Consider the following 18521-nt stretch of genomic DNA (forward strand, 5'->3'; position numbering starts at 1 on the left):
TCAGTACCCCCACGAGATCCAGCGGACAGGTTGATTGGCGTTGGCCGCCACCGTCCCCCCGTTGATCGCAATTCGCGTTCTGACGGCAAAGCCGCTGTTACCGAACTGGTCAGTAGTGACGAGATACACGCGATCTCCCGGTGTACCCCCTTCCATGTAGGCTATAGCCCCCAGGATAGAGCCCGGATAATTGGTGTTGAGCACTTGAAGATAATCGCTAACCGTCGGCACAGCCCGCCCCCACTGGACGATAAATCCGCTCGGAAACTTGATATACCCGTTTGTGGTGAAGTTTTTTACAGAAAGGAAGTCGGACCATATATTTCCCAGATCGACGCCATCGACTGAGCCTTTAAGTGCATCTCCGCTCCACCCGACATAAATCTTGTTGGAGAGCTGGCCGGGGCCGCCGCCCTGTTGCACGGGCGTGAAGCCCAGCGCCGGCTGTGCCCCCGCCTCGGCGGGCGTCGGAGACACAAGCGCCTTCCCATCGGCGCGGCAGTACGCGACGACGCGCCAGTTGCCCGACCCGTCCGAGGTTGCAAGCAGACGGTCGCCGGCGCGCACGACGATGTTGGCGCCGCCCGGCAGATCAAGGCTCGTCGCACTGTGGACGAGCGTCGCGCCGGCGTCGGTGAAGCGCACGATGCGCTCCAGGTGCCGGCCAGGGCCGAACGAGTTGATGACGACCCCGGCCCCGCCTGTAATCGCGACCTTTTTCATTGGCGCCGAGCCGAGATCGACGCTGGTGCCCGACGCCATCGTGGCCGAGCCTGCGCGCAGGTCGCCCGTGCCGTTGCTGAGATCGAACAGCAGCGCATCGGTCGGCGTGGTGCCGTCCGAAAAGGCGCGCACGGCCAGCGTCTCGACGGTCGTCGTCTGCCCGCCGGTGGGTGTGTAGGTGAGCGAGCGCTGAGCGATGTCCCCCCAGGTCCGCCCTGCGATGGCAAAGGCGATGCGGGCGATCGCGGTGCTCGCCACCTTGTCCATCACGAGCTGACGCGAACCGGCGAACAACTTGGCCTCGCCGAACAGTTCGAGGAGCACCTTCGTGTCGCGGATCATCGGCGCCAGCCGGTCCTTCGAGAAGGTCTCGGCCGCGTCGTCCTTCGGCAGCACCGCCAGAATCGGGCACGGATCGAGGTGGATGAACCGGCCGGTGATGTTCTCGATCACGGTCGTCTTCAGCAACTGCGTGCACGCCATCAGCGTCATCTTGCTGACGCCGGGCTCGGTCGCCCACAGCATCGGCCCGCGCGCCACCTCGACCTTCGCGGTGATGAACTTGCCGCCGTTCGAGCTTTCCTTGCTCAGGCGCCGGTACTTCTCGGCCCACTGCACCACGTCGAGGTTCGGCGGCGGGGTCGCGCCCCGGCGCCAGGAACGCCTAAGACTGCTGGTGTCGAGATAGGTCGAGGTCGGTGGGCTCGCCGAGTTCGGCGAGGTGCTTGTTGACATAGTCGCTCAGCACCTGCGTCAGCTCGCGGGCGTCGATCTTGAGTTCATCGGCCATCTCGATCGCCACGCGGGCCGGCCACGCGATCCAGGCGTCCCGAATGGCCCGCGCCTCGTCGAAGAACGCGGCCTCGGCGGCGGCGCGGTCGACGAGCAGGCCTTGCTTGACCGCGTGCTCCTGCTTGCGGAGCAGGCCGAGGTAGTTCTCCTTCCGCTGCGCGGCCTGGGCCAGCGGCAGGTTCGGGTTCTCCGGATCGAACTCGACCGGATCGGACCCGGCCTCGTCGTTCACCGGTTGCGGCGCGGCCGGGGCCGGGCGCGGCGCTGCGGCGGGGCGAGCGGGCTTTCCAACCGGCTCCTCGTCTTGCGGAATGGCCCGCACCGGACGGTGCGTGGTGCCGCCGCGGTAGGTCGCCGGACGCTGGTCGAGGTTCCACTCGGTGGCGTCTACGTCGACCTTGCCGTCATCGGTCAGCGAGAGGAGACCCTGCCCCTTCCACTTCGTGACGATCGCCTTGGACACGCCGCGGTGCCGGGCGAACTCGGCTTGGCTCATCACGGTCGGCAAGCGTTCACCCCTGCGTTCACCGTTCACCGTTCACGGGTTTTCGGACCCTGGCGCTAGAAATGAACGGGGCCCCGACCACCCGTATAGATTTGGGCGTCTCAGGGTCCCCCGAAAGGAGTAGGGGCTAGAGTGCTCGCGGGTCGGAGCACTGCTCTTCAGCCCGCGCACTCTCTGCTCTGAGATTGAACAGAAGCAGTATTCTGCAGTTAACGGCCTACCCGCCGGCCGTCTCGCCTCGGGCCCGGCGCCAGGGGATGGGAGGCAAAAACCCATGCCCGACAAAGCCAAGCGCGCCGAGCTCGCTCAAAAGGCTCTCGACGCCTACCTGCAAGAGCACTCCGGTATCCGACGTTGGTGCCATCCACGAGAGTCGGACGTCATCGGAGAGTGTGACATCGTCGATCTCGTCACTGACCTGATGCTCTTGGCCGAAGCGAAAGGTCACGATCCTTGCGGCGTGATCCGGAAGGTCGAAGCACACCTACAAGCGGAGTCTGGGCTGAGTTGCTGATCCCGCAGCCTTAGAAACCTCGCCTAGAGGCTGTTGGTGACCCGACAACTAGCGTGCCATACCGCGCCATGAACAACGAAGTGCCACACCCCTATTCCGTCACGGTCGAGCCGCTGAAGAAACCAGAAGGCCAGTTCGGCTGGGCCCTCAGGAAGCACGGCAAGCTGACCGAACGCTCCGACCGCTCCTTCACCAGCGAGGCTAAGGCCTATGAGAGCGCCTTGAAGGCCATCGAGCGCGAACAGACTGGCTTCGGGAGCCGGTAGATCGCATCAACGCGTTGTCAGGGGCTGCGCAACTACCAAGGAGCCGTCCCCGTGTATGTCCGTGCCACCTTGCTTCTCTTGGCCCTCTCCTCGACCTCCGAGGCCGCTCCCTTCGACAATCTCAAGGCCGACCTCGCATCCTGCCTCCGCTTCGAGATGGAGGGGAGCAGGGGGCGGGGGCAGGCGAGAGGTGGCGCTGAGTACGCGCTTCAGCGGTGTGCCTACGAGGTCGAACGGCTCGATCGAGCAGACGGGCGCCGGCTAAGAGGCGATCAAGGTCTGAGCCCGTCGACTTGGTCTGTGCTTAGAAGCGTCTTCGGCGCCGGCAACCGTGGCGGGACTTCAAGGAGAGACCGCGTCAGGAACCGGATTTAACGCTGAAACTTGGCTCCTTGAGCCGGCGCGAGGCCGGCAGAGAGGTCTGCCATGTCGAGCGACACCCATAAGCATCACAAACTCCTCAGCGCTGTGAAGGCTGCTCAGGGCACACAGGACGGGTCTTTCGAGACGGCTGTGACGCGGGCATTGGAGCACGTCTTCGAGCACTTGGACCGGCTGAATTCTCACGTCTCGACCGGTGGTCCTGACGGCGAGGATCGTCCGCTCAAGCCCGATGAGTCTCCCACCCTCCGCTGATTGGCAGGAATTCCAATCCTCACGGTGATGCGCAGCGCCAACCACTCCGTCTACGTCTCCGCCGAATGCTCACTAGGGCGCTACGGTCAGTGGTCTGAACGAAGCTGACAGCCCTGCGTTGCTCCTGCTCAACGACGAACAGGGATGGAAACGGTCATGCAATCGAAGACATTGGCGCTTGCCGCCGCGCTGACGCTTGCCCTCTCGGGTGCCGCTCTAGCTCAGACGCCTTCCGGCGGAGGGAGCGCCGAAGGCAACATGAACAACCCCGGCAGCGTGAAGAGCAATTCCGAGAAGGCCATGGAGCGCTCGACCGGTTCAGCTACCGGCGCCGCGACTGGAAACAAGATGGCGCCGGCGGCTCCGGGTGCTGCCGGCGGGACCGCCGGCGGAAGCATGGGAGCCAGCGGTAGTGCAGGCACCAGCGGTGCTGGCGGGACGGGTGGCGGTCGCTAACCGCTCAGAGGCGAACTGAAATCAACACAAGCCGCGCCTCCCAGACTGCGGCAAATGGAGAATAGCATGTCGAAGATCATCACGGCGGCGCTGGCGATCGCCCTTATGACCGGTGCCGCTCTGGCTCAGGACAATGGGAGGCGCGGTGGAAACCCGAGCAACGCTGGCGGCGGCAACACGAGCACCGGCGGCGGTGGCGGATCGGGCCGCTAAGCAGTTTGGTGAGAAAGCCCCGCAGCGGGTCATCCGCTCGGGGCGCATCTTTCCAATCGTGAGAAGCGGCAGGGCCTATGGCGGCCTCACGTCCGTTCTCGCGCTCAGCCCGTGCATATTCTTCGTCGACTGGCGCAGGCAGAACAATAGCGGCTGCCTATCCTAAGTCAACGGCGCGATAGGTATCGCCCGGCTCTATGCGCATCCTCGCTGACCCCGACGGCGTACCAGCGGGCAGTGAAAGACCGCTGAGGGTGGGGAGCGGCTGTTCGCCAATGACAGCACGAGCGTCTGGACGTAAGCCCACGTGGGCTGCTCCGCAGAACGATTGGCCTCGTGCAGGTCAGGACCCTCGCGGTGCCGGTCATTCCATGTCGAGCCGCAGTCGTGTACGGAAATGTATCTTCCCAGCCTCATCCCGAACCTGTGCCGCGATGTGCCGCTCCCGCGCCTGCATCATCGCAGAGAGGCGAGTCGGCCCGTGCAAAGCCTCGCGCGCAAGCTCAGGGAGCAGGGCCACGGCGGCCTCACAAGCATCTTTTAAGTCGCTGAACTCAAACCCGTCCTCGTCACGCATAAACCTGTCAGCGTCAGTGACGTCGATGTAGAAGAGCATGGCAGCCTCAAGTCTCGTAGACGCCACTCTGCCCCGCTCCACCGCCGGCGTCGTTAACCTATCCAGGCCGTCATTTTGCAACTCTGCCGCATCAGAAGCTGCCTTAGAAGCTTCTTACCTCGGCTCGGCGTCACACTTGGAAATGGTCCTCTAGGACGCTGCCAACGCCGCGAGCCCTGCACGGTCGAGAAGGCGTAGTTGCCCACCTTTGAACTCGATCACGCCCGACTGGCGCAGTTCCCGCAGAACGCGGCTGACATGGACGGTGGTCACACCGATGCACTCGGCCAGATCGAGTTGCGTCAGCCGTAATGTGCAGGCATGTCGCTCCCCATGCCCGACAGCGTGCAGCCGTTCAGCAATTTCGTAAAACAGGCGTGCTAGACGCTCGGTGGCCGAGCAGACCCCAAGCGCCGCCAGCCAGCCTCGGCTGCGGGCTTCGGCTTCAAGCCTGGCTCGGCGCAACGCCAGCTCAATGGTGGGATGCGTGTTGGTCAGATCCTCCAGCATCGCGCGCGGCACTCGCGCCACTCGGCAGGACGAAAGAGTGGCGATGCCATGATCCCAGCGCTCCAGATGGATCAGGTCCGAGTCGCACAGGTCTCCCGGTAGCAGCAGGGCGAGGATCTGCCGAGCGCCTGAGGCCTTCTGCAAATACCGGCAGGCGATCCCGTCCAGCACGAGGAAAGCAACGTCCGCCACCTCGCCGTCACGCACAAGGTCTGTGTGGGAGGCAACTGCCGCAGCGCGGCTGACGAGTTCAGCCAAGGCGGCACGATCGTTGCCCGACAGCGACGCAAAAGCCGTGAGACGGGCCGCAAACGGATCGATGGCGCCATCGTATTCCGGTGACGAGCGATGTAGCGGTGCGCTGATCAGGCTCTGCAGGCTGCTCATCACGCTGCCCTTCCATCCGGCAATGCCAGCACAGACGCAACGACGTCTTGTGCTAGGACCGGCTCGTAAAGAAGTACGTCCACCGGCACCCCGCCTGTGGCGTCCGGCGAACCGTGAGCGACGAAAGGGATGCTACGCAGCCGCAGTGACACGATCAGATTCGCGCCCGCCTCATCGCCCTGCAGCAGTCCGATCACGACGTAGTCAGGTGACACGTGCGGGAGCAATGTCAGTCCAGATGCCGCATCTGGCAAGGGGCCGAATACACGTAGACCAGCCCCCTTAAGCGCATCAGCCAAATCGAGGCCGACGACCGGATCCGGTTCGATCAGGAGCAAGAGCGGACCGATACCGGTTTCGCCTGACGACCCCAGACGTATGTTCGGCCGCGCTTGAATGGGATCCAGATGCACCATCTATGAACCCTATCTCGTTGACACTGCGGACGGAATAGCGCCGGCACGCTTGGTCCAGTAGCGTACTCTCGAACCAGAGTGGCCTCTGTCCGGGATCGTACATTCCGCGTGAAGCCCCCGTGTACTTTATGCACGCAGCACTTATATCGAAGATATCGACTGCCGACTTGTTCGGGCGCGGACGGCTAGGAGACAGCGTGCGCTCTTGCCCCAGGATGGGAGCAGGGCCATGCCTCAGCTTCAGCAAACCACCATTTGCAACCGGCTGCTCAGAGCTCTGGCCAAGGACGATTTCAGTCGCCTGGCCCCGGCCCTCGAGGCGGTGCCACTCGGCATGCGTGAGGTTGTGATCGCCGCCAACGAGCCGATCACCCACGCCGTGTTCATCGAGGACGGCCTGTGCTCGCTGATCGCCGACACGTCCGATGGGCGGGTCGAGATCGGCATGGTCGGCCATGACGGCCTTGTCGGTGTTCCGCTCCTGCTCGGTACCGATCGCAGCCCGCATTCGGCAATGATGCAAGCGGAGGGAACGGCACTTCGCATTGCCGCGGCAGAATTGCAGGAGGCACTGCAAGTCAGCCCGGCACTGCGCAACGTGTTCGGACGTTACGTGCAGAGCCTGATCGTGCAGGTGGGGCAGACCGTCTATGCCAACGCTGACGCCAACCTGGAGGCGCGGCTCGCCCGCTGGATCCTCATGACGGACGATCGCTTGCAGCGGGACGAACTGCCGCTGACGCACGACTTCCTGTCGCTGATGCTCAGCGTGCGTCGCCCCGGCGTGACCACGGCCGTGCACATCCTTGAGGGAGCGGGGATGATCCGAGCAAAGCGAGGTCGGATCACCGTGCTCGACCGCGAGAAACTGATGGAGCTGGCGGGCGACACCTACGGACCGGCCGAAGCCGAGTATGAGCGCCTGCTCGGGGAGAGCTGAACCTGCCGCGCTTCTACCTCAACATCCGCCGCAACGGCGTGCTGATCCGCGATGAGGAAGGCGACGAACTGGCCGATGTCGAGGCAGCACGTGCCCTGGCGCATGAAACGCTGCGTGAGATGCGGCGTTTGCCCCACGTCTACGGCCCACCGCGCGAGTGGCAGCGCAACGTGTTCGTCATCACAGATGAGAGCGGAGCGGTACTGATCGAGGTGCCCTATGCAGAGGAGCTCTGAGCCGTCTGCCGGAGAGGTGCGATAAGACGCTCGTACTCGGCCTCCGCCGGACCGTAAGCTTCACCCGCGGCCTCGATGAGCCCTGAGCGGTTGAGGACGACGATGCGACCGCGTCGTGCCTTTATGAGGCCTGCGCCTTCGAGCATCTGCAGGGCCACCGTGACGGTGGGCCGACGCACACCCAGCATCATCGACAAGAACTCGTGGGTGACCGAGAGATCATCACCGTCCAGCCGGTCGTGGTACATCACGAGCCAGCGGGCGAGCCGCTCCTCGGCAGGCGCACTGGCATTGGCAAGGGCCGTCTGAGCGGTCTGGATCAGAAACGTCTGCGCATAACGTAGGAGCAAGGTGCGCAGTGAGTCGCTGGCGTTGATCGCCCGCCGCAGGGCGTCGGCGCCGATGCGGTGGGAGCGTCCGGCGACTTGCATGAAGATTTGGTGGGGGATCTGATCGGAGTCGAGCGCCAGCGCCACGCCGGCTAGCCCATCGCGGCCGAAAAGGCCGATCTCGATCCGGCCGCCGTCGTGCGAGCTTGCGATGACGGAGCAGAGGCCATCCTCGGGAAAGTGGGCATGGGAGATCGGGCGACCCGGCTCGATCAGCACCGTCCCAAGGGGCAAGCTGACTGGCTCAAGATGAGGGCGCAGGAGCGCACGATCATCCTCTGACAGGCTGGCCAACAGACGGTTCTGGTAGGACGATAGGGTCGGCAATGGCGCGGTCGAGAGCTGGGCGGGACGGGTGTCTGTCGAATAAAGAATTGGCGGCTGAAGGCGACAAGATTGTGCGCAAACCGGGCGAACCGTCTGGAAGCGGACAATCCATCGCATCAGTCCAGCTGCTGTAGGTTAATGCGTGCCGAGAGGCACCAACGGCATGGAGGTGCGTTAGGTACGGTAGCGTACAGAAAGCTCGAGCCTCCATGTACAGGGTCAGCAGTGACGGTCCGGGGGGAACGGTGATCTCCCTACACGAGACGGCCAGCGATACGATGCTGGCGATCTACGATCTGCGGGATGCGAGAACCAACGAGTTCACGATCACCGATGCCGCCGGCTCAGAGATGACGGAGACGCAACTTGCAATGCTTGTTCTAGTGGAACGTATGCAGCCTGGGCGAAGCTAAGGCTCGTGCAACAAGCTAAAGATCCAGGCTGAAAGCGCTCTGGCTATGTTGTTTTCATCGGCGCTGCAGGATTTCCATCCTTGAAATATCTATAAGAAAAAATCCTGTTAGAGCTGCTGCGAACAAACACATCCCAAACATTCAGTAGCGGACCCTCGTGCCCGATACGCTGAGGGTCTGCTGAGGGTCTGCTGAGGGTCTGCTGAGGGTCTGCTGAGGGTCCAGGCCGTGTCAAAACTCTGGGATTGGGACTTTGCGGTCGGGTGACGTCCCGGTCTCTTGAGAATGGGCTGTTCATCGCGTCGAACGGGTTTTTGCGGTCGGGAGACGACCAGTTTTTGATTGAAAGCGCCTCCTGGACGGTTTCCCGGCCTCTTCGGCGAGCGATCCATGCTCCCGCTCAGGTGGGGATCGCCGCCAGGAGCTTCCGGCTTCCCAGGATGTTGAGAACCCGCGTCAGATTGTAGGCGAGGACATGGAGCGCCATCTCGGTCGAGACGCGCGGCAGGGTCTTGGTGAGGAAGTGCGTGGCCCCCATCCGCGCCTTCAGCGTACCGAAAGGATGCTCGACCGTCTCACGCCGGACCCGCATGGCCAGCGGATCGGCGTCCAATCGGCGCTGCACCGTCTCCAGCACATCCTCGTGCTCCCAACGTGTCACCCGGCGCTCCTTGCCCGTCGTGCATTCCGCCTTCATCGGGCAGGCCGAGCACACGTTCGTCCAGTACCGATGCAGCGTCAGGCCGTTCTCCACCGTGGTGCATCGGTGGGGCAGCGTCTCGCCCGCCGGGCACAGGTAGGCATTCTCCTGAGGGCGATAGAGAAAATCCTCCTTGCCGAAGCGGCCGGCGGCCTTGGCGCCCGAGGTCATCGGCCGGGGCAGCGTGACCGAGATGCCGGCGCGTTCGCAAGCCAGAATCTGTTCACCGGAATAATAGCCCCGGTCGGCCACCGCATCGAGCGTGTCCGTCTCCAGAGCCTGCTTGGCCCGTACTGCCATACCACGGAGCTGCGCCCGGTCCGAGCCGGCATTGGTCACCGCGTGCGCCACGATCAGATGATGCTCGGTCTCGACCGCCACCTGGACGTTGTAGCCCACCACGCCCGACCCGCGCCCGCTGGTTGCCATCGATCGCGCGTCGGGATCGGTCAGCGAGATCTGCCGGTCGGGCGCCGCCTTCATCTGCTCCTCCAGGCCGGCCAACCGCTCCATCTCCTGCCCGAGGCGGGCGATCTTCTCCTTCAGCCGCACCACCTTGGCGGCCAGTTCGGGTGTGGGATCCTGACGATCGGCCGTGTCGAGCTGCGAGAGGTAGCGCGACACGCTCTCCTCGATCTGCTGGCGGCGCCGGTCGAGCTTGCCTTGCGTGAAGTTGCGGTCGCGGTTGTTGACCGCCTTGAACTTCGAGCCGTCGATCGCGACGCGTGTGCCGGTCAGCAGGCCCATCTCGCGGCACAAACCGACGAAGCGGGCACAGACGCGCCCGATGGCCGGTCCGTTCTGACGGCGGAACTCAGCAATGGTCTTGTGATCGGGCGACAGCTGACCCGTCAGCCACATGACCTCGACGTTGCGGCCCGCTTCACGCTCCAGACGCCGGCTCGACGGGACCCGGTTGAGGTATCCGTAGACGTAGAGCTTCAGGAGAGCGGCCGGATGGTAGCCCGGTCGCCCCGTCCGTGCCGCATCGACGCCCGCGAAGCCGAGCGCCCCAAGATCCAGCGCATCCACGAAGGCATCGACCACGCGGACCGGATTGTCCTCGGCGATCCAGTCTTCAAGACACGGCGGAAACAGCGTCGTCTGATCACGCTCGGCACCGACAACAAACCGTCCCATGCCAGCCTCCGGTCGACCCGGAGAAAGATACCATCATGGGAGTTTTGACACAGCCAGGGTCGCAAGCCGACCCTCACATGGTCAAGCTAATTGGGTTTTGACCCTAAACGCTTAGACTGAGGGGCGGGCGGCAGTTACGCAGCCCTGTGCACGTCCTCGATCGGCAGGCGCACCTCGCAGCTGGTGCTGCGCATGTCCAGCGCAATGACCCCGACCGTGCCGCCCTCAGCGGTGCCGATGAACTTGCCTAAGAACCCAGAGAACACGCCAGAGCCGGCCCGGACGTCCTCGCCCGGCTGGATGATGCCGGAGGCTGACCGGTTCGTAGCGCCCGCGATCTCGTCTGCCCCCTGCGTTCGGAGCCACCGCAGCCCCTCGCCGCTCATGGGCCGGGGGCCGAGCCCGGACACACCGAGGATGCCGAGCAGGCCATGCACGTTCCGGCCTTCGCGGTCGCGCTCCCGCAACGCTGCCAGAGTGTCATCGCAGAGACCGCCGAGCACGCCGACGATGATGTAGTGGCGGAGGATGGGGCGCTGGATCTCCCGCCGCGGCACCCGAAGGTTCGAGCGCACAGCCCGGTGCCAGAAGAACTCGCACGGGACGTAGGCGGCAAACGGGGTCTCGCCCTCGCGCCGGCCGCGAAGCTGAGCTTGTCGGACGCTGGCTGCCGCCGACAACTCCCGGCTCGGCGCCGTCGTGCAGACGTACCACTTCAAAGCCGACACATAGAGGTTCGGCACCTTGTTACGGCGCTCGGGCGGCAGCGGCACGTCCTGGGCGATCGTGCTGTTGTGTTGGGGCGTGGCCTGGGCGGTGTTGTAGCCCTTGCCGAACTGGCCTCGTGGCATGGCGGCTGTTCCTCGGTACGCTACAAGAGGAGTTTGGAGGCGGTCGGTGCCGGTCCGAACGGGACTTCGGCACCGACCACTCGGACATCAGAGGGGAGGCGCGCCTATCACTTGGCAGCTTGGTCGGTTCGACCACCAGCGCGGCCCAGGCCAGCCGACCTGGCCAACGCGGAACGCCGCGCGGCGTAGTTCGGCGCGACCATGGGGTAATCGCTCGGCAGGCCGTAGCGCTCGCGGTACGAGTAGGCATCGAGCCCGTTGGCGCCCAGATGGCGCTTGAGCGTCTTGTAGGGCTTGCCGTCGATGAAGCTGATGATCGCGTCCGGGGTGACGGACTTGCGGATCTGCGCGGAAGTCGGCTTCTCGATCACTTCCTCGGCAGGAGCGGCGACGGGGCTACCCAAACCGGCAAGCGCAGCATGCACGCTGGTAACCAGCCCAGGAAGATCTCTCGCCGGCAGCGTGTTCTTCGCAACGTAGGCTGCCGTGATGGCGATCGTCAGATCGATGATGTCAGTGCCATTCCTAGGGGCATCTTCGAAGTTGTCGTCGGGCATAGTGTCTCCTGAAAGGGAACGGGCCCGCCGAATTGTGGTCGACGAACCTCAGAACGGTATGTCGTCTTCTGAGACATCATGTCGAGTGCGGCGGTCATCTGTGTGGGGCGCAGTTCGTAGATCGAAGTGGTCGAGCCGGCGCGTTCGGACAGCCTGCGTTGCTTCGAGCACCACGAAGGTGACGCCGTGCCGGACCTCGGCCTCGCGCAGGGCTCGGGCCTCGGTGCCGTGCTGGTAGGTCGATTCGCGCTGGCCGAGCCCGTAGACCATCCAGAACGGCTTCATCTCGGTGATGTCGCGCGTCACCGTCATGTTCGACAATGGCAACGTCGTATGTGTGCGCAGCCTCAGCTAGGACGATGCTATCGCGGCTCTCGGTCATCTCGTTGTCTCCAGCTTCGGGGTGGCCGCCGATCCCTCGTTGCGGCGAGGGGTTGGGGGAGGCGGCGGGGTGAGCTTGAGGGGGCGTCGCCCCGCCGTCGGCTCGATGCCCCAAGCGTGCATGACGTCGGTAACGGGCCGGCCGGTCTCCTTGGCCTCGGCCTTGGCCTCTCGGCGCAGGCCATACAGGCGGCGCTTTTCCGCCAGCACATCCGGCGGCGTCTCTGCGATCCACTGCGCCTTGCTAGCGCGCGAGTTCTTGCGAAGCTTCACCACGTTCCGAGTGCTCTCGAAGGTGTCGAAGCGGCGCGCGCAGCCGGTACACTGCCGGCGACGCACGATGACCGTGGCATCCTCCGCATGCGGCCGGCTATTCACGACGCGGGTGTCGGCGCTGCACTTCGGGCAGATCACGGCGCTTGCTCCTGCGCAGCCGCGGCCTCGCGCTCCGCAGCCTCTCGCCGCTTCCGACGCACATCGAGGTCCCCTGCGAGGTTCGGGTCGCGCATCTCGCTCACCGGCTCCGGCGCAGTGCTCTTGGGCGGCGCGGCCCGGCGCGTCGTCTCGGCCACGAACTCGGCGTGCATGGCCGCGATCTGAGCGCGCTCGGCCTCGCCCGCGACGTGGTAGACCTCGGCATCGAGGATGGCATTGATGCGCGCCCGCTCGGCCAGGGGCTCGGAAATCAGCGACCGGCAGACCTCGGCCATCTCCGCGGCGGTAGGCGCATAGACCTTGTTTCCGACTTTGCCGCTGAGGAAGCGCATGGTGGCCTCGGCGACGGCCCATGCTGGGTACTGCCCGAGCACGAGGATGAAGCCTTCCTTTGCCAGCTGCACCGCCTCGGGCCCGAGCTGCGCCGTCGCCATGCTCGACCGAAGGATGCCGACGTTCTTCCGGATCGTGGTCTGGTCAGATCCGACGAGACCCGCGTCGATCTCCGCCCGGCGGCTCAGCAGCAGCCCGCGCTGCTCATCCGTGGGCGCGACCGCCCCCGACAAGGCGTAGCGGCGGAAGTTCCCGGGGATCGGCTCCAAGTTGTTGTTCAGGTAGCCGATCACCGCCGCGGTGCGCCGGGGCGCCGGCGGGATGCCATCCCGGATCGCCGGCAGTCTCTGATCCTGATCCGTCACGGTCGAAAGGGCGGTGCTCATCGCGGCCTCTCAGTTCGGTTTCATAGGCATCGAAGGCGTCGGCGGCCCAGAGATCCTGCGCGGATGGCGGACGCGCCCTCAGTGCCTGCTTTGTCGGAGCGGGGTTCAGGACGCGGGTCGCGTAGCCGAACGGATCGCCGGTCCTGGCGTCGATCGCGGCCTGCAGGGCGGGCAGCACGTCCTCAGCCCGGTACTTCGAGAGCAGCTTGCCGATCCAAGTCCGCACGCTGCGGTCCGATTTGCTCGACATGCCGACAAGCAGGTCGGGGAACTTCGTCCAGATCCGATCCGAAACCGAAAGCTCGACCGGCGGCGCGGCAGCGACGGCCGATGCGGCAGCATCGGAACCCGGGGCGGGGGAGGGATAAAGGGTGGGGGGTTGGGGTGCAGGGGAAGGGGGGCGACCATCAAGGGAGGGGGCGGGGGTGTCACGCTCCGTCACGCCGTCACACACGTTGTCACACGTCTGATGCGTGACAACGTGTGACATAAGACGACGACGACGCTGCTGCCGCTCGTTCTGGTTCGCCCGGCGCGCGGCCTTCTTCGCCTCTTCCTGTGCCTGGTCAGCCTCAACGCTGGCCTTCATCAGGCCGACGATTTGCTCACGGCTCAAGCCGTTGGCGAGCATGGCGTCCAGTAGTTCCGGGGTGATCACCATCCAAGCGACCCCCAATCGGAGATCTGCCGGGCGCAGCCGAGCGGGTCGTTGTGGATCTCAGAGCCCGTGAAGCGCAGGACCGTATAGCCCCGCAACTGGAACTCCCGATCGCGTGACCGATCACGGGCCGCCTGCTCCTTCGTGCGCTCATGGAAGGCATGGCCGTCGCACTCGACGATGAGGCGGCGCCACTGCTCCCTGCCGCTGATGCGGCCCGTCTCCCAAGCGTGCACAAGGAAATCGACTCGCCAGCCCTCAAGCTGCGCCTGAGGCTCGACAATGAGCGTCAGCAGTTCGGGGCGCGCCATGAGCTTGCCGAGCGGCCATGTCGGCGACGGCACCGCGACGTGGTGATATTCGCAGTCGCAGAACCGTACGAGCGTCACGAGGGCGGAGAACAGAAGGTCCTCGATGGGGCTCTCGGCCTTAACGAGATGATCGCCCGCGAAATCGCGCACGTAGCCCATCTCCGCAGAGACATATTCCAGGGTCTGGCGGACCAAATTTGCGTAGCCGTCGGACTTGTCGGTCATCTCTGCACCTACTCCGCGGCTTCGAGGGCTGGGGCCGGCGAGGCCGGCAGATCGAACTTCGTCGTCTGGTTGCCGCAGACGTCCCAGCCTAGCCGGGAGGCGCGGGCAAAGACCTCAAGATACGGACCGGGAATCCGTGCCTCGATCTCCTCGTGCAGGTTCGGGGGCTTGCGGCTGTGCTCGCGCCGAGGCTCAATCCAGACACCCGAGAACGGGTTGCCCTTAATGCTGTGCGGGCGACCGGCCTTCAGGATCACCACGTACTCGGCGTTGCCCGCGACCTCGAAGCCGGTGCCGCGCGCGATCGAGAGGCGATGGAAGAACAGCGGATCGCCCGACGGCCAGAGCTTGATCCAGGGGATCGCCGACGAGTAGCGGAGCCGCCACGCCTTCGCGATCTCCGGGATGCGGTGCAGAAGAGGCGCCGTAATCCAGAGGAACACGCGACCGCCCTCGGGGCGCAGCAGGCCGCGCACCGGCAGCGCCTTCACCTCGGCGAGCGTCATGCGGTCATAGTGCTGCGGCCGGCTCTTGGTGCCGGCGGAGAAACGCCAGGGCGGGTCGATGACGACGGCGCCGTAGTGGCGCTGGGGCAGGCCAGCGAACAGGCTCATGCTGCGCGCTCCCGATGCGCCCGAACCTCGGCGACCGTCGAGGCGACGATCTCCTCTGCGGTGAAGCGTATGCGGCCGGCGCCGGCGCACTCGTTGCAGCCAGCGCGGGCCTTGCGCGTGCGGCGCAGGTTGATGAACGAGCGGGGTGCGCCGGCCGGGAAGCAGGTCGAGCACCAGCGGCCGTTGCCGACGAGATAGGGATCAGGCACGGGCGCCTCCCTGCAGGCGCGCGGCGTGGCGACGGTCCATCTCCCGGGCGATCAGATTGGCAATCCTGGCCTCCGTCAGGCCGGGCGCGTCGTCCTGCATGCCGGCGGCGATCTCGGCGGTGTCGAAGCCGTCGAACCAGAGTTCGAGGATTTCTTCCTCGACGGTCGGTCCATCGTGCTCAGGAGCGGCGATCATCGTCCGATCTCCGCGAGCACGGTGCGGATGTGGCCCTCGTCGAGGCCGAGCGCGGCGGCGATGTGCGCGACGCTCTGGCCTTCGCGGGCGCGGACCTCAATTTCGGCGCGGTCCTGCTCTTCGACCGACGGCATGGTGAAGACCATGCGGACGTCGGTGGCGGCGCTGTCGATTTCGACGGTGGGATGGCGGCGCAGGTAGCGCTGGCCGTCGTCGGCGATGATCCCGGCGGCCACTGCCACGTCGAGACAGGGCTTCACCCGGTTGTCGATGTCGCCGCGGAAGGGCGGCAGGTAGATCGCAACATCGCAGGGGCCGGCCATGCGGCCGGGGACCGGGCGAGCTGTGCAGATCGCCAGCACGGCGTTGTTGCGCCACCGACGATAGGCCGGCGTCTTGATGCGCCCGCGGCCGACGACGTTGGCGAACAGGCTGTTCGTGCTCGGCGGGAGCGGAAAGCGGATCTCGACCAAGGGCACGATCCGGCGCTGCGCGTAGACCGGGCGCTCCTCGGGCTTGAGGCGCACATGCTTCCCTGTCGGCAACACGCTGCTTGCGCGCACTGCGATCACAGGCGCCTCCATCGTTCGGGGTGCCGGAGACCGCCCGGCAGCGGATGCGGTGCTGCTCAGCCCAGCGAGGGGCGAGCAGGCTCAGTCACTGCGCGCTCTGATCCACCAGCGGAGCCACCAGGGCAGGGGCCTGCCGGCCTCGCGCAGCGCTCGCGCCTTCTTCCATTTCCAGGCGCGCGCCCGTGCCCTGATCCATTGCATCGTCTCCCCCTCCGAGCGCGAAGAACGCGGCTCGATCTTCGTCCGCCTGGGCGTCCCAGCGGTCACAGTTGGCTTGGTAGGTCGCGCGGATCCGCAGGAAGGTGTCCGCGTCCAGCCGCACCGGCTGGTTGCCGACGAACTTGCGCACCCAGGACGCGGTCGTGCCGATCGTCCGGCCGACAGCCTCGTAAGCCAGCATCCGCGAGCCTGTGCGGCGCTCGGCATGGCGCACCAGGGCATCGACCAGCGGATTGGCGAGGTTAGCGGCGGTCTGCATTGTCCGTTTCCGGGCAAAAATTGTCCGCATCTGAGCACTCCGACATGCTGAATTGCACCTCGGGAAGGCCAGGGGCCGGACGAAGACTTGAGGCGGAGGACGCAACACTACGGATCGACGCGCGACCGCCGCGAGCTTGGCGGCATGGGCGGAAGCGCGAGGAAGAAAAGGCCGGGGCACGAAGGCCCCGGCAGTGCTGGGAGGAAACGCCCAAGGAGGGCAGGCCCCGCAGCGGGGCAACGGACGCGCCGAAGCGCGAAACGGAGAACAAGATGCACGAGCACACACCGGAGACCGACGGCGCCGCGACCATCCTGGCGATGCACGCCATGGTGACGTGGCTGGTGCGGCGGGAAATCGAGCGCGGCGACCTCACCCGACACATGGTCGAGGCGATGCTCGGCGTGGTGCAGGTGGATCCGGCGCTCGCCGAAGCGGCGCACGAGGCGAGCAGCGTCGTCGCCCGCGTCATCGGCACCCGGCCGATGCTGGCGGCGCTGAATTGAGGCGCGCCCGATCCAGACGCGGGAACAAAGGACAGGATCGGGCGGGTTCCGGCAGCCAGGATGCCGTCTGGCTGCAGGAAGGGTGAAGGGGGGCGAGCGATGGACACGCACAAGGACGAGGCCACCGAGGCGCGGCTGGCCGCCATCGAGACGGTGCTCGGCGTCATGATCGAGCGGCTGCGGATGAGGGACGCGCAGGCCATTCTCAACGCCCTCCACGCGACAGCGGGAGATGCGCAGCGAGATCCCGAGGCGCGGGACCACTACGCGCAGGCGCTTGAGCGGCTGGAAAGCCTGCTGCGAAACGGGTGGCGACATCAGCCGCAGCGACAAAGCGCAGAGGCGATGACGGGCTCCACGGCATCGTAACAAGGGCGCCACGGCGGGCGGCCTGCCAGACAGCGCCGCCGATCATGACTGCCGCGCAGGTGATCGCGGCCAAGCCGGTTGCGCCGAGGATGGCGCAGAGACGGAGGGAGCCGTGGGTCATGCCGACAGCCGGCGCTCAGCGCAGGCAGTCTTCGGCCGCCGGCAGCCGCGATAAAGCTGATGCAAAAGCTCGTAGGTCAGGCCGAGCTTCTTCCCGGCGTCAGAGACAACCAGAGCCTCGAAGTAGGCAGGCGGGATGCTGTCGCGAGCCTTCAGCGTTCGGACATGACTGTCCTTCAGGCCGATCGCTTCGGCGGTTGGCCCAATCCCGAGCCGGTCTATGACTTCGGCGAATGACTTCATGCCACAATCGCTACAAGAGGTAGCGACAACTGTCAACACAGCACGTAGCGTTCTGACCGCTACACTGCGTAGCATGTCAGACGATAAGCTGAAGCAGGCGCAGGGCCTGAGGTTGAAGGCAGCGCGCAAGGCGGCCGGCTATAGGTCAGCCCGTGACGCCGCGCTCCAGAACGAATGGCCGGAGAGCACATACCGCGCCCACGAAGGCGGCACGCGCACGATCGGGCAGGACGATGCGGAGCGCTATGCCTCCCGTTTTCGCTTTGATGGGGTCGACGTCACGGCTCGCGGCATTCTCTTCGGCGACACCGACGCACCCGAGCAAGTAGTTTCGGGCACCAGCACCGTCGGCGTTAAGGGCCTTATCGCGGCCGGCGGGGTCATTGAGACAGCGTCAGAGCAAATCGCCGAGGGCGACAATCTCTATGAGATCGCAGTGCCCTTCCCGGTCGAAGAGGGCGTTATTGCCTTTCGGGTGACCGGAAACTCTGGATACCCGAAATACGACGAGGACGACGTGATCCTGTGCTCTAAGCACGGAGAGAACCCGGAGCGCCTCGTTGGAGCCTACGCTGCTGTTGTGACGAAGGCCGGAGACCGCTACCTGAAGCGCATCCTGCAGGGGTCCAAAAAGGGCCTCTACCACCTGGAAAGTTTCAACGCCCCGCTGCTACTCGATGCGCGCCTTCGGTGGGCCTCTGGCATCATCAGCACGGTCCATGCGCGGCACTGGCGCCAGCTTTCTAAGGCGGCGTCAGCGCCAAATCCGTGACGATCAGAACGGGAGCGACTCGTCCACTTCGGGCGGGACGTGTCCAAATATTGCGATCGCCTCAGGCGGGTCGGTATCGCCCAAGTGCTCGTCCCCGTGCAGTAGAAACGCGGCGGCGCCGACGTT

The 18521-nt window shown here is 65.4% G+C and carries 30 protein-coding genes; 10 read left to right on the forward strand and 20 right to left on the reverse strand.

Annotated features, from left to right (window positions below; all coding sequences use genetic code 11):
• Both MPPM_RS28980 and MPPM_RS19070 read right to left on the reverse strand, forming a co-directional pair.
• Positions 1 to 1344, reverse strand: coding sequence for a phage terminase large subunit family protein (locus MPPM_RS28980; RefSeq protein ID WP_244573350.1), 1344 nt, complete (start codon positions 1342 to 1344; stop codon positions 1 to 3).
• Positions 1345 to 1387: 43 nt separating this feature from the next.
• On the reverse strand, positions 1388 to 2011 hold the full coding sequence (locus tag MPPM_RS19070) for a hypothetical protein (protein ID WP_096487925.1): 624 nt from the start codon (positions 2009 to 2011) through the stop codon (positions 1388 to 1390).
• A 283-nt stretch (positions 2012 to 2294) separates the two neighbouring features.
• Here MPPM_RS19070 and MPPM_RS19075 point away from each other — a divergent pair, with 283 nt between their 5' ends.
• The 5 genes from MPPM_RS19075 (at position 2295) to MPPM_RS28050 (ending at position 4105) form a co-directional block, all read left to right on the forward strand.
• A complete protein-coding gene (locus tag MPPM_RS19075; protein WP_096486409.1) occupies positions 2295 to 2534 on the forward strand; it encodes a hypothetical protein in 240 nt (79 codons plus the stop codon).
• Positions 2535 to 2602: 68 nt separating this feature from the next.
• Complete coding sequence (locus MPPM_RS19080; protein WP_096486410.1) at positions 2603 to 2800, forward strand: hypothetical protein; 198 nt, start codon at positions 2603 to 2605, stop codon at positions 2798 to 2800.
• A gap of 426 nt (positions 2801 to 3226) precedes the next feature.
• Positions 3227 to 3436 carry a hypothetical protein gene (locus MPPM_RS19090; RefSeq protein WP_096486412.1) on the forward strand — a complete coding sequence of 70 codons (210 nt, stop codon included), beginning with the start codon at positions 3227 to 3229 and terminating at the stop codon, positions 3434 to 3436.
• A gap of 156 nt (positions 3437 to 3592) precedes the next feature.
• On the forward strand, positions 3593 to 3892 hold the full coding sequence (locus tag MPPM_RS19095; protein WP_096487926.1) for a hypothetical protein: 300 nt from the start codon (positions 3593 to 3595) through the stop codon (positions 3890 to 3892).
• A gap of 66 nt (positions 3893 to 3958) precedes the next feature.
• Positions 3959 to 4105, forward strand: coding sequence for a hypothetical protein (locus MPPM_RS28050; RefSeq protein ID WP_157914203.1), 147 nt, complete (start codon positions 3959 to 3961; stop codon positions 4103 to 4105).
• A gap of 364 nt (positions 4106 to 4469) precedes the next feature.
• Here MPPM_RS28050 and MPPM_RS19100 read toward each other — a convergent pair whose 3' ends face one another.
• From MPPM_RS19100 to MPPM_RS28055, 3 genes are all read right to left on the reverse strand, one after another.
• Positions 4470 to 4721, reverse strand: coding sequence for a DUF6894 family protein (locus tag MPPM_RS19100; RefSeq protein WP_096486413.1), 252 nt, complete (start codon positions 4719 to 4721; stop codon positions 4470 to 4472).
• 150 nt (positions 4722 to 4871) lie between these two features.
• Complete coding sequence (locus MPPM_RS19105; RefSeq protein ID WP_096486414.1) at positions 4872 to 5618, reverse strand: Crp/Fnr family transcriptional regulator; 747 nt, start codon at positions 5616 to 5618, stop codon at positions 4872 to 4874.
• Positions 5618 to 6034, reverse strand: a complete 417-nt coding sequence (locus MPPM_RS28055) for a hypothetical protein (protein WP_157914204.1) — start codon at positions 6032 to 6034, stop codon at positions 5618 to 5620. The genes MPPM_RS19105 and MPPM_RS28055 overlap by 1 nt, the downstream gene beginning before the upstream one ends.
• 229 nt (positions 6035 to 6263) lie before the next feature.
• Here MPPM_RS28055 and MPPM_RS19110 point away from each other — a divergent pair, with 229 nt between their 5' ends.
• Both MPPM_RS19110 and MPPM_RS19115 read left to right on the forward strand, forming a co-directional pair.
• Positions 6264 to 6974 carry a Crp/Fnr family transcriptional regulator gene (locus MPPM_RS19110; RefSeq protein ID WP_096486415.1) on the forward strand — a complete coding sequence of 237 codons (711 nt, stop codon included), beginning with the start codon at positions 6264 to 6266 and terminating at the stop codon, positions 6972 to 6974.
• A gap of 38 nt (positions 6975 to 7012) precedes the next feature.
• On the forward strand, positions 7013 to 7210 hold the full coding sequence (locus MPPM_RS19115; RefSeq protein ID WP_096486416.1) for a DUF6894 family protein: 198 nt from the start codon (positions 7013 to 7015) through the stop codon (positions 7208 to 7210).
• Here MPPM_RS19115 and MPPM_RS19120 read toward each other — a convergent pair.
• The 14 genes from MPPM_RS19120 to MPPM_RS19185 all read right to left on the reverse strand — a co-directional run bounded on the left by MPPM_RS19120 (position 7192) and on the right by MPPM_RS19185 (position 16385).
• Positions 7192 to 7893, reverse strand: coding sequence for a Crp/Fnr family transcriptional regulator (locus tag MPPM_RS19120; RefSeq protein WP_244573351.1), 702 nt, complete (start codon positions 7891 to 7893; stop codon positions 7192 to 7194). The two genes, MPPM_RS19115 and MPPM_RS19120, sit on opposite strands and share 19 nt — an antisense overlap.
• 846 nt (positions 7894 to 8739) lie before the next feature.
• Complete coding sequence (locus tag MPPM_RS19130) at positions 8740 to 10179, reverse strand: IS1182 family transposase (protein ID WP_096486419.1); 1440 nt, start codon at positions 10177 to 10179, stop codon at positions 8740 to 8742.
• Between the two features lie 134 nt (positions 10180 to 10313).
• Positions 10314 to 11030, reverse strand: coding sequence for a transcription termination/antitermination protein NusG (gene nusG, locus MPPM_RS19135; RefSeq protein ID WP_096486420.1), 717 nt, complete (start codon positions 11028 to 11030; stop codon positions 10314 to 10316).
• Positions 11031 to 11137: 107 nt separating this feature from the next.
• Positions 11138 to 11587 (reverse strand): Ros/MucR family transcriptional regulator, encoded by a 450-nt coding sequence (locus MPPM_RS19140; protein ID WP_096486421.1) that lies wholly within the window; start codon positions 11585 to 11587, stop codon positions 11138 to 11140.
• Between the two features lie 48 nt (positions 11588 to 11635).
• Positions 11636 to 11899, reverse strand: coding sequence for a hypothetical protein (locus tag MPPM_RS19145; RefSeq protein ID WP_096486422.1), 264 nt, complete (start codon positions 11897 to 11899; stop codon positions 11636 to 11638).
• A gap of 66 nt (positions 11900 to 11965) precedes the next feature.
• On the reverse strand, positions 11966 to 12382 hold the full coding sequence (locus MPPM_RS19150) for an NrdR family transcriptional regulator (protein ID WP_096486423.1): 417 nt from the start codon (positions 12380 to 12382) through the stop codon (positions 11966 to 11968).
• Positions 12379 to 13005: a hypothetical protein gene (locus MPPM_RS19155; RefSeq protein WP_162296272.1), complete on the reverse strand. Its 627-nt coding sequence runs from the start codon at positions 13003 to 13005 to the stop codon at positions 12379 to 12381. Before MPPM_RS19155 ends, MPPM_RS19150 begins: the two co-directional genes overlap by 4 nt.
• Complete coding sequence (locus MPPM_RS28060) at positions 12941 to 13783, reverse strand: hypothetical protein (RefSeq protein WP_157914207.1); 843 nt, start codon at positions 13781 to 13783, stop codon at positions 12941 to 12943. Before MPPM_RS28060 ends, MPPM_RS19155 begins: the two co-directional genes overlap by 65 nt.
• Positions 13777 to 14316 (reverse strand): endonuclease domain-containing protein, encoded by a 540-nt coding sequence (locus MPPM_RS19160; RefSeq protein ID WP_096486425.1) that lies wholly within the window; start codon positions 14314 to 14316, stop codon positions 13777 to 13779. The genes MPPM_RS28060 and MPPM_RS19160 overlap by 7 nt, the downstream gene beginning before the upstream one ends.
• A gap of 8 nt (positions 14317 to 14324) precedes the next feature.
• Positions 14325 to 14930: an MT-A70 family methyltransferase gene (locus MPPM_RS19165; RefSeq protein WP_096486426.1), complete on the reverse strand. Its 606-nt coding sequence runs from the start codon at positions 14928 to 14930 to the stop codon at positions 14325 to 14327.
• Positions 14927 to 15139, reverse strand: coding sequence for a hypothetical protein (locus tag MPPM_RS19170; protein WP_096486427.1), 213 nt, complete (start codon positions 15137 to 15139; stop codon positions 14927 to 14929). Before MPPM_RS19170 ends, MPPM_RS19165 begins: the two co-directional genes overlap by 4 nt.
• Positions 15132 to 15335 carry a hypothetical protein gene (locus tag MPPM_RS19175; protein WP_096486428.1) on the reverse strand — a complete coding sequence of 68 codons (204 nt, stop codon included), beginning with the start codon at positions 15333 to 15335 and terminating at the stop codon, positions 15132 to 15134. Before MPPM_RS19175 ends, MPPM_RS19170 begins: the two co-directional genes overlap by 8 nt.
• Positions 15332 to 15862 (reverse strand): RusA family crossover junction endodeoxyribonuclease, encoded by a 531-nt coding sequence (locus MPPM_RS19180; protein ID WP_244573352.1) that lies wholly within the window; start codon positions 15860 to 15862, stop codon positions 15332 to 15334. Before MPPM_RS19180 ends, MPPM_RS19175 begins: the two co-directional genes overlap by 4 nt.
• Positions 15863 to 15992: 130 nt before the next feature.
• Positions 15993 to 16385, reverse strand: coding sequence for a hypothetical protein (locus tag MPPM_RS19185; RefSeq protein WP_244573353.1), 393 nt, complete (start codon positions 16383 to 16385; stop codon positions 15993 to 15995).
• A 272-nt stretch (positions 16386 to 16657) separates the two neighbouring features.
• Here MPPM_RS19185 and MPPM_RS19190 point away from each other — a divergent pair, with 272 nt between their 5' ends.
• The gene (locus MPPM_RS19190) at positions 16658 to 16891 is read left to right on the forward strand and encodes a hypothetical protein (protein ID WP_096486430.1); all 234 of its coding nucleotides are present in this window, start codon (positions 16658 to 16660) and stop codon (positions 16889 to 16891) included.
• Between the two features lie 99 nt (positions 16892 to 16990).
• On the forward strand, positions 16991 to 17260 hold the full coding sequence (locus tag MPPM_RS28065) for a hypothetical protein (protein ID WP_157914208.1): 270 nt from the start codon (positions 16991 to 16993) through the stop codon (positions 17258 to 17260).
• 117 nt (positions 17261 to 17377) lie between these two features.
• Here the strand turns inward: MPPM_RS28065 and MPPM_RS19200 are convergent, their stop codons facing one another.
• Entirely contained in the window at positions 17378 to 17623 is a 246-nt protein-coding gene (locus MPPM_RS19200; protein ID WP_096486432.1) for a hypothetical protein, read from the reverse strand.
• Between the two features lie 73 nt (positions 17624 to 17696).
• Here MPPM_RS19200 and MPPM_RS19205 point away from each other — a divergent pair, with 73 nt between their 5' ends.
• Positions 17697 to 18395: a S24 family peptidase gene (locus MPPM_RS19205; protein WP_096486433.1), complete on the forward strand. Its 699-nt coding sequence runs from the start codon at positions 17697 to 17699 to the stop codon at positions 18393 to 18395.
• Positions 18396 to 18521 lie beyond the last annotated feature (126 nt).

This window comes from Methylorubrum populi (assembly GCF_002355515.1).
Classification (GTDB): domain Bacteria; phylum Pseudomonadota; class Alphaproteobacteria; order Rhizobiales; family Beijerinckiaceae; genus Methylobacterium; species Methylobacterium populi_A.

Coding starts and splice junctions, on each gene's coding strand:
- MPPM_RS19070 (WP_096487925.1), bottom strand. CDS start 2,011: ATGAGCCAAGCCGAGTTCGCCCGGCACCGCGGCGTGTCCAAGGCGATC.
- MPPM_RS19075 (WP_096486409.1), top strand. CDS start 2,295: ATGCCCGACAAAGCCAAGCGCGCCGAGCTCGCTCAAAAGGCTCTCGAC.
- MPPM_RS19080 (WP_096486410.1), top strand. CDS start 2,603: ATGAACAACGAAGTGCCACACCCCTATTCCGTCACGGTCGAGCCGCTG.
- MPPM_RS19090 (WP_096486412.1), top strand. CDS start 3,227: ATGTCGAGCGACACCCATAAGCATCACAAACTCCTCAGCGCTGTGAAG.
- MPPM_RS19095 (WP_096487926.1), top strand. CDS start 3,593: ATGCAATCGAAGACATTGGCGCTTGCCGCCGCGCTGACGCTTGCCCTC.
- MPPM_RS28050 (WP_157914203.1), top strand. CDS start 3,959: ATGTCGAAGATCATCACGGCGGCGCTGGCGATCGCCCTTATGACCGGT.
- MPPM_RS19100 (WP_096486413.1), bottom strand. CDS start 4,721: ATGCTCTTCTACATCGACGTCACTGACGCTGACAGGTTTATGCGTGAC.
- MPPM_RS19105 (WP_096486414.1), bottom strand. CDS start 5,618: ATGAGCAGCCTGCAGAGCCTGATCAGCGCACCGCTACATCGCTCGTCA.
- MPPM_RS28055 (WP_157914204.1), bottom strand. CDS start 6,034: ATGGTGCATCTGGATCCCATTCAAGCGCGGCCGAACATACGTCTGGGG.
- MPPM_RS19110 (WP_096486415.1), top strand. CDS start 6,264: ATGCCTCAGCTTCAGCAAACCACCATTTGCAACCGGCTGCTCAGAGCT.
- MPPM_RS19130 (WP_096486419.1), bottom strand. CDS start 10,179: ATGGGACGGTTTGTTGTCGGTGCCGAGCGTGATCAGACGACGCTGTTT.
- nusG (WP_096486420.1), bottom strand. CDS start 11,030: ATGCCACGAGGCCAGTTCGGCAAGGGCTACAACACCGCCCAGGCCACG.
- MPPM_RS19140 (WP_096486421.1), bottom strand. CDS start 11,587: ATGCCCGACGACAACTTCGAAGATGCCCCTAGGAATGGCACTGACATC.
- MPPM_RS19145 (WP_096486422.1), bottom strand. CDS start 11,899: ATGACGGTGACGCGCGACATCACCGAGATGAAGCCGTTCTGGATGGTC.
- MPPM_RS28060 (WP_157914207.1), bottom strand. CDS start 13,783: ATGGTGATCACCCCGGAACTACTGGACGCCATGCTCGCCAACGGCTTG.
- MPPM_RS19160 (WP_096486425.1), bottom strand. CDS start 14,316: ATGACCGACAAGTCCGACGGCTACGCAAATTTGGTCCGCCAGACCCTG.
- MPPM_RS19165 (WP_096486426.1), bottom strand. CDS start 14,930: ATGAGCCTGTTCGCTGGCCTGCCCCAGCGCCACTACGGCGCCGTCGTC.
- MPPM_RS19175 (WP_096486428.1), bottom strand. CDS start 15,335: ATGATCGCCGCTCCTGAGCACGATGGACCGACCGTCGAGGAAGAAATC.
- MPPM_RS19185 (WP_244573353.1), bottom strand. CDS start 16,385: ATGCAGACCGCCGCTAACCTCGCCAATCCGCTGGTCGATGCCCTGGTG.
- MPPM_RS19190 (WP_096486430.1), top strand. CDS start 16,658: ATGCACGAGCACACACCGGAGACCGACGGCGCCGCGACCATCCTGGCG.
- MPPM_RS28065 (WP_157914208.1), top strand. CDS start 16,991: ATGGACACGCACAAGGACGAGGCCACCGAGGCGCGGCTGGCCGCCATC.
- MPPM_RS19200 (WP_096486432.1), bottom strand. CDS start 17,623: ATGAAGTCATTCGCCGAAGTCATAGACCGGCTCGGGATTGGGCCAACC.
- MPPM_RS19205 (WP_096486433.1), top strand. CDS start 17,697: ATGTCAGACGATAAGCTGAAGCAGGCGCAGGGCCTGAGGTTGAAGGCA.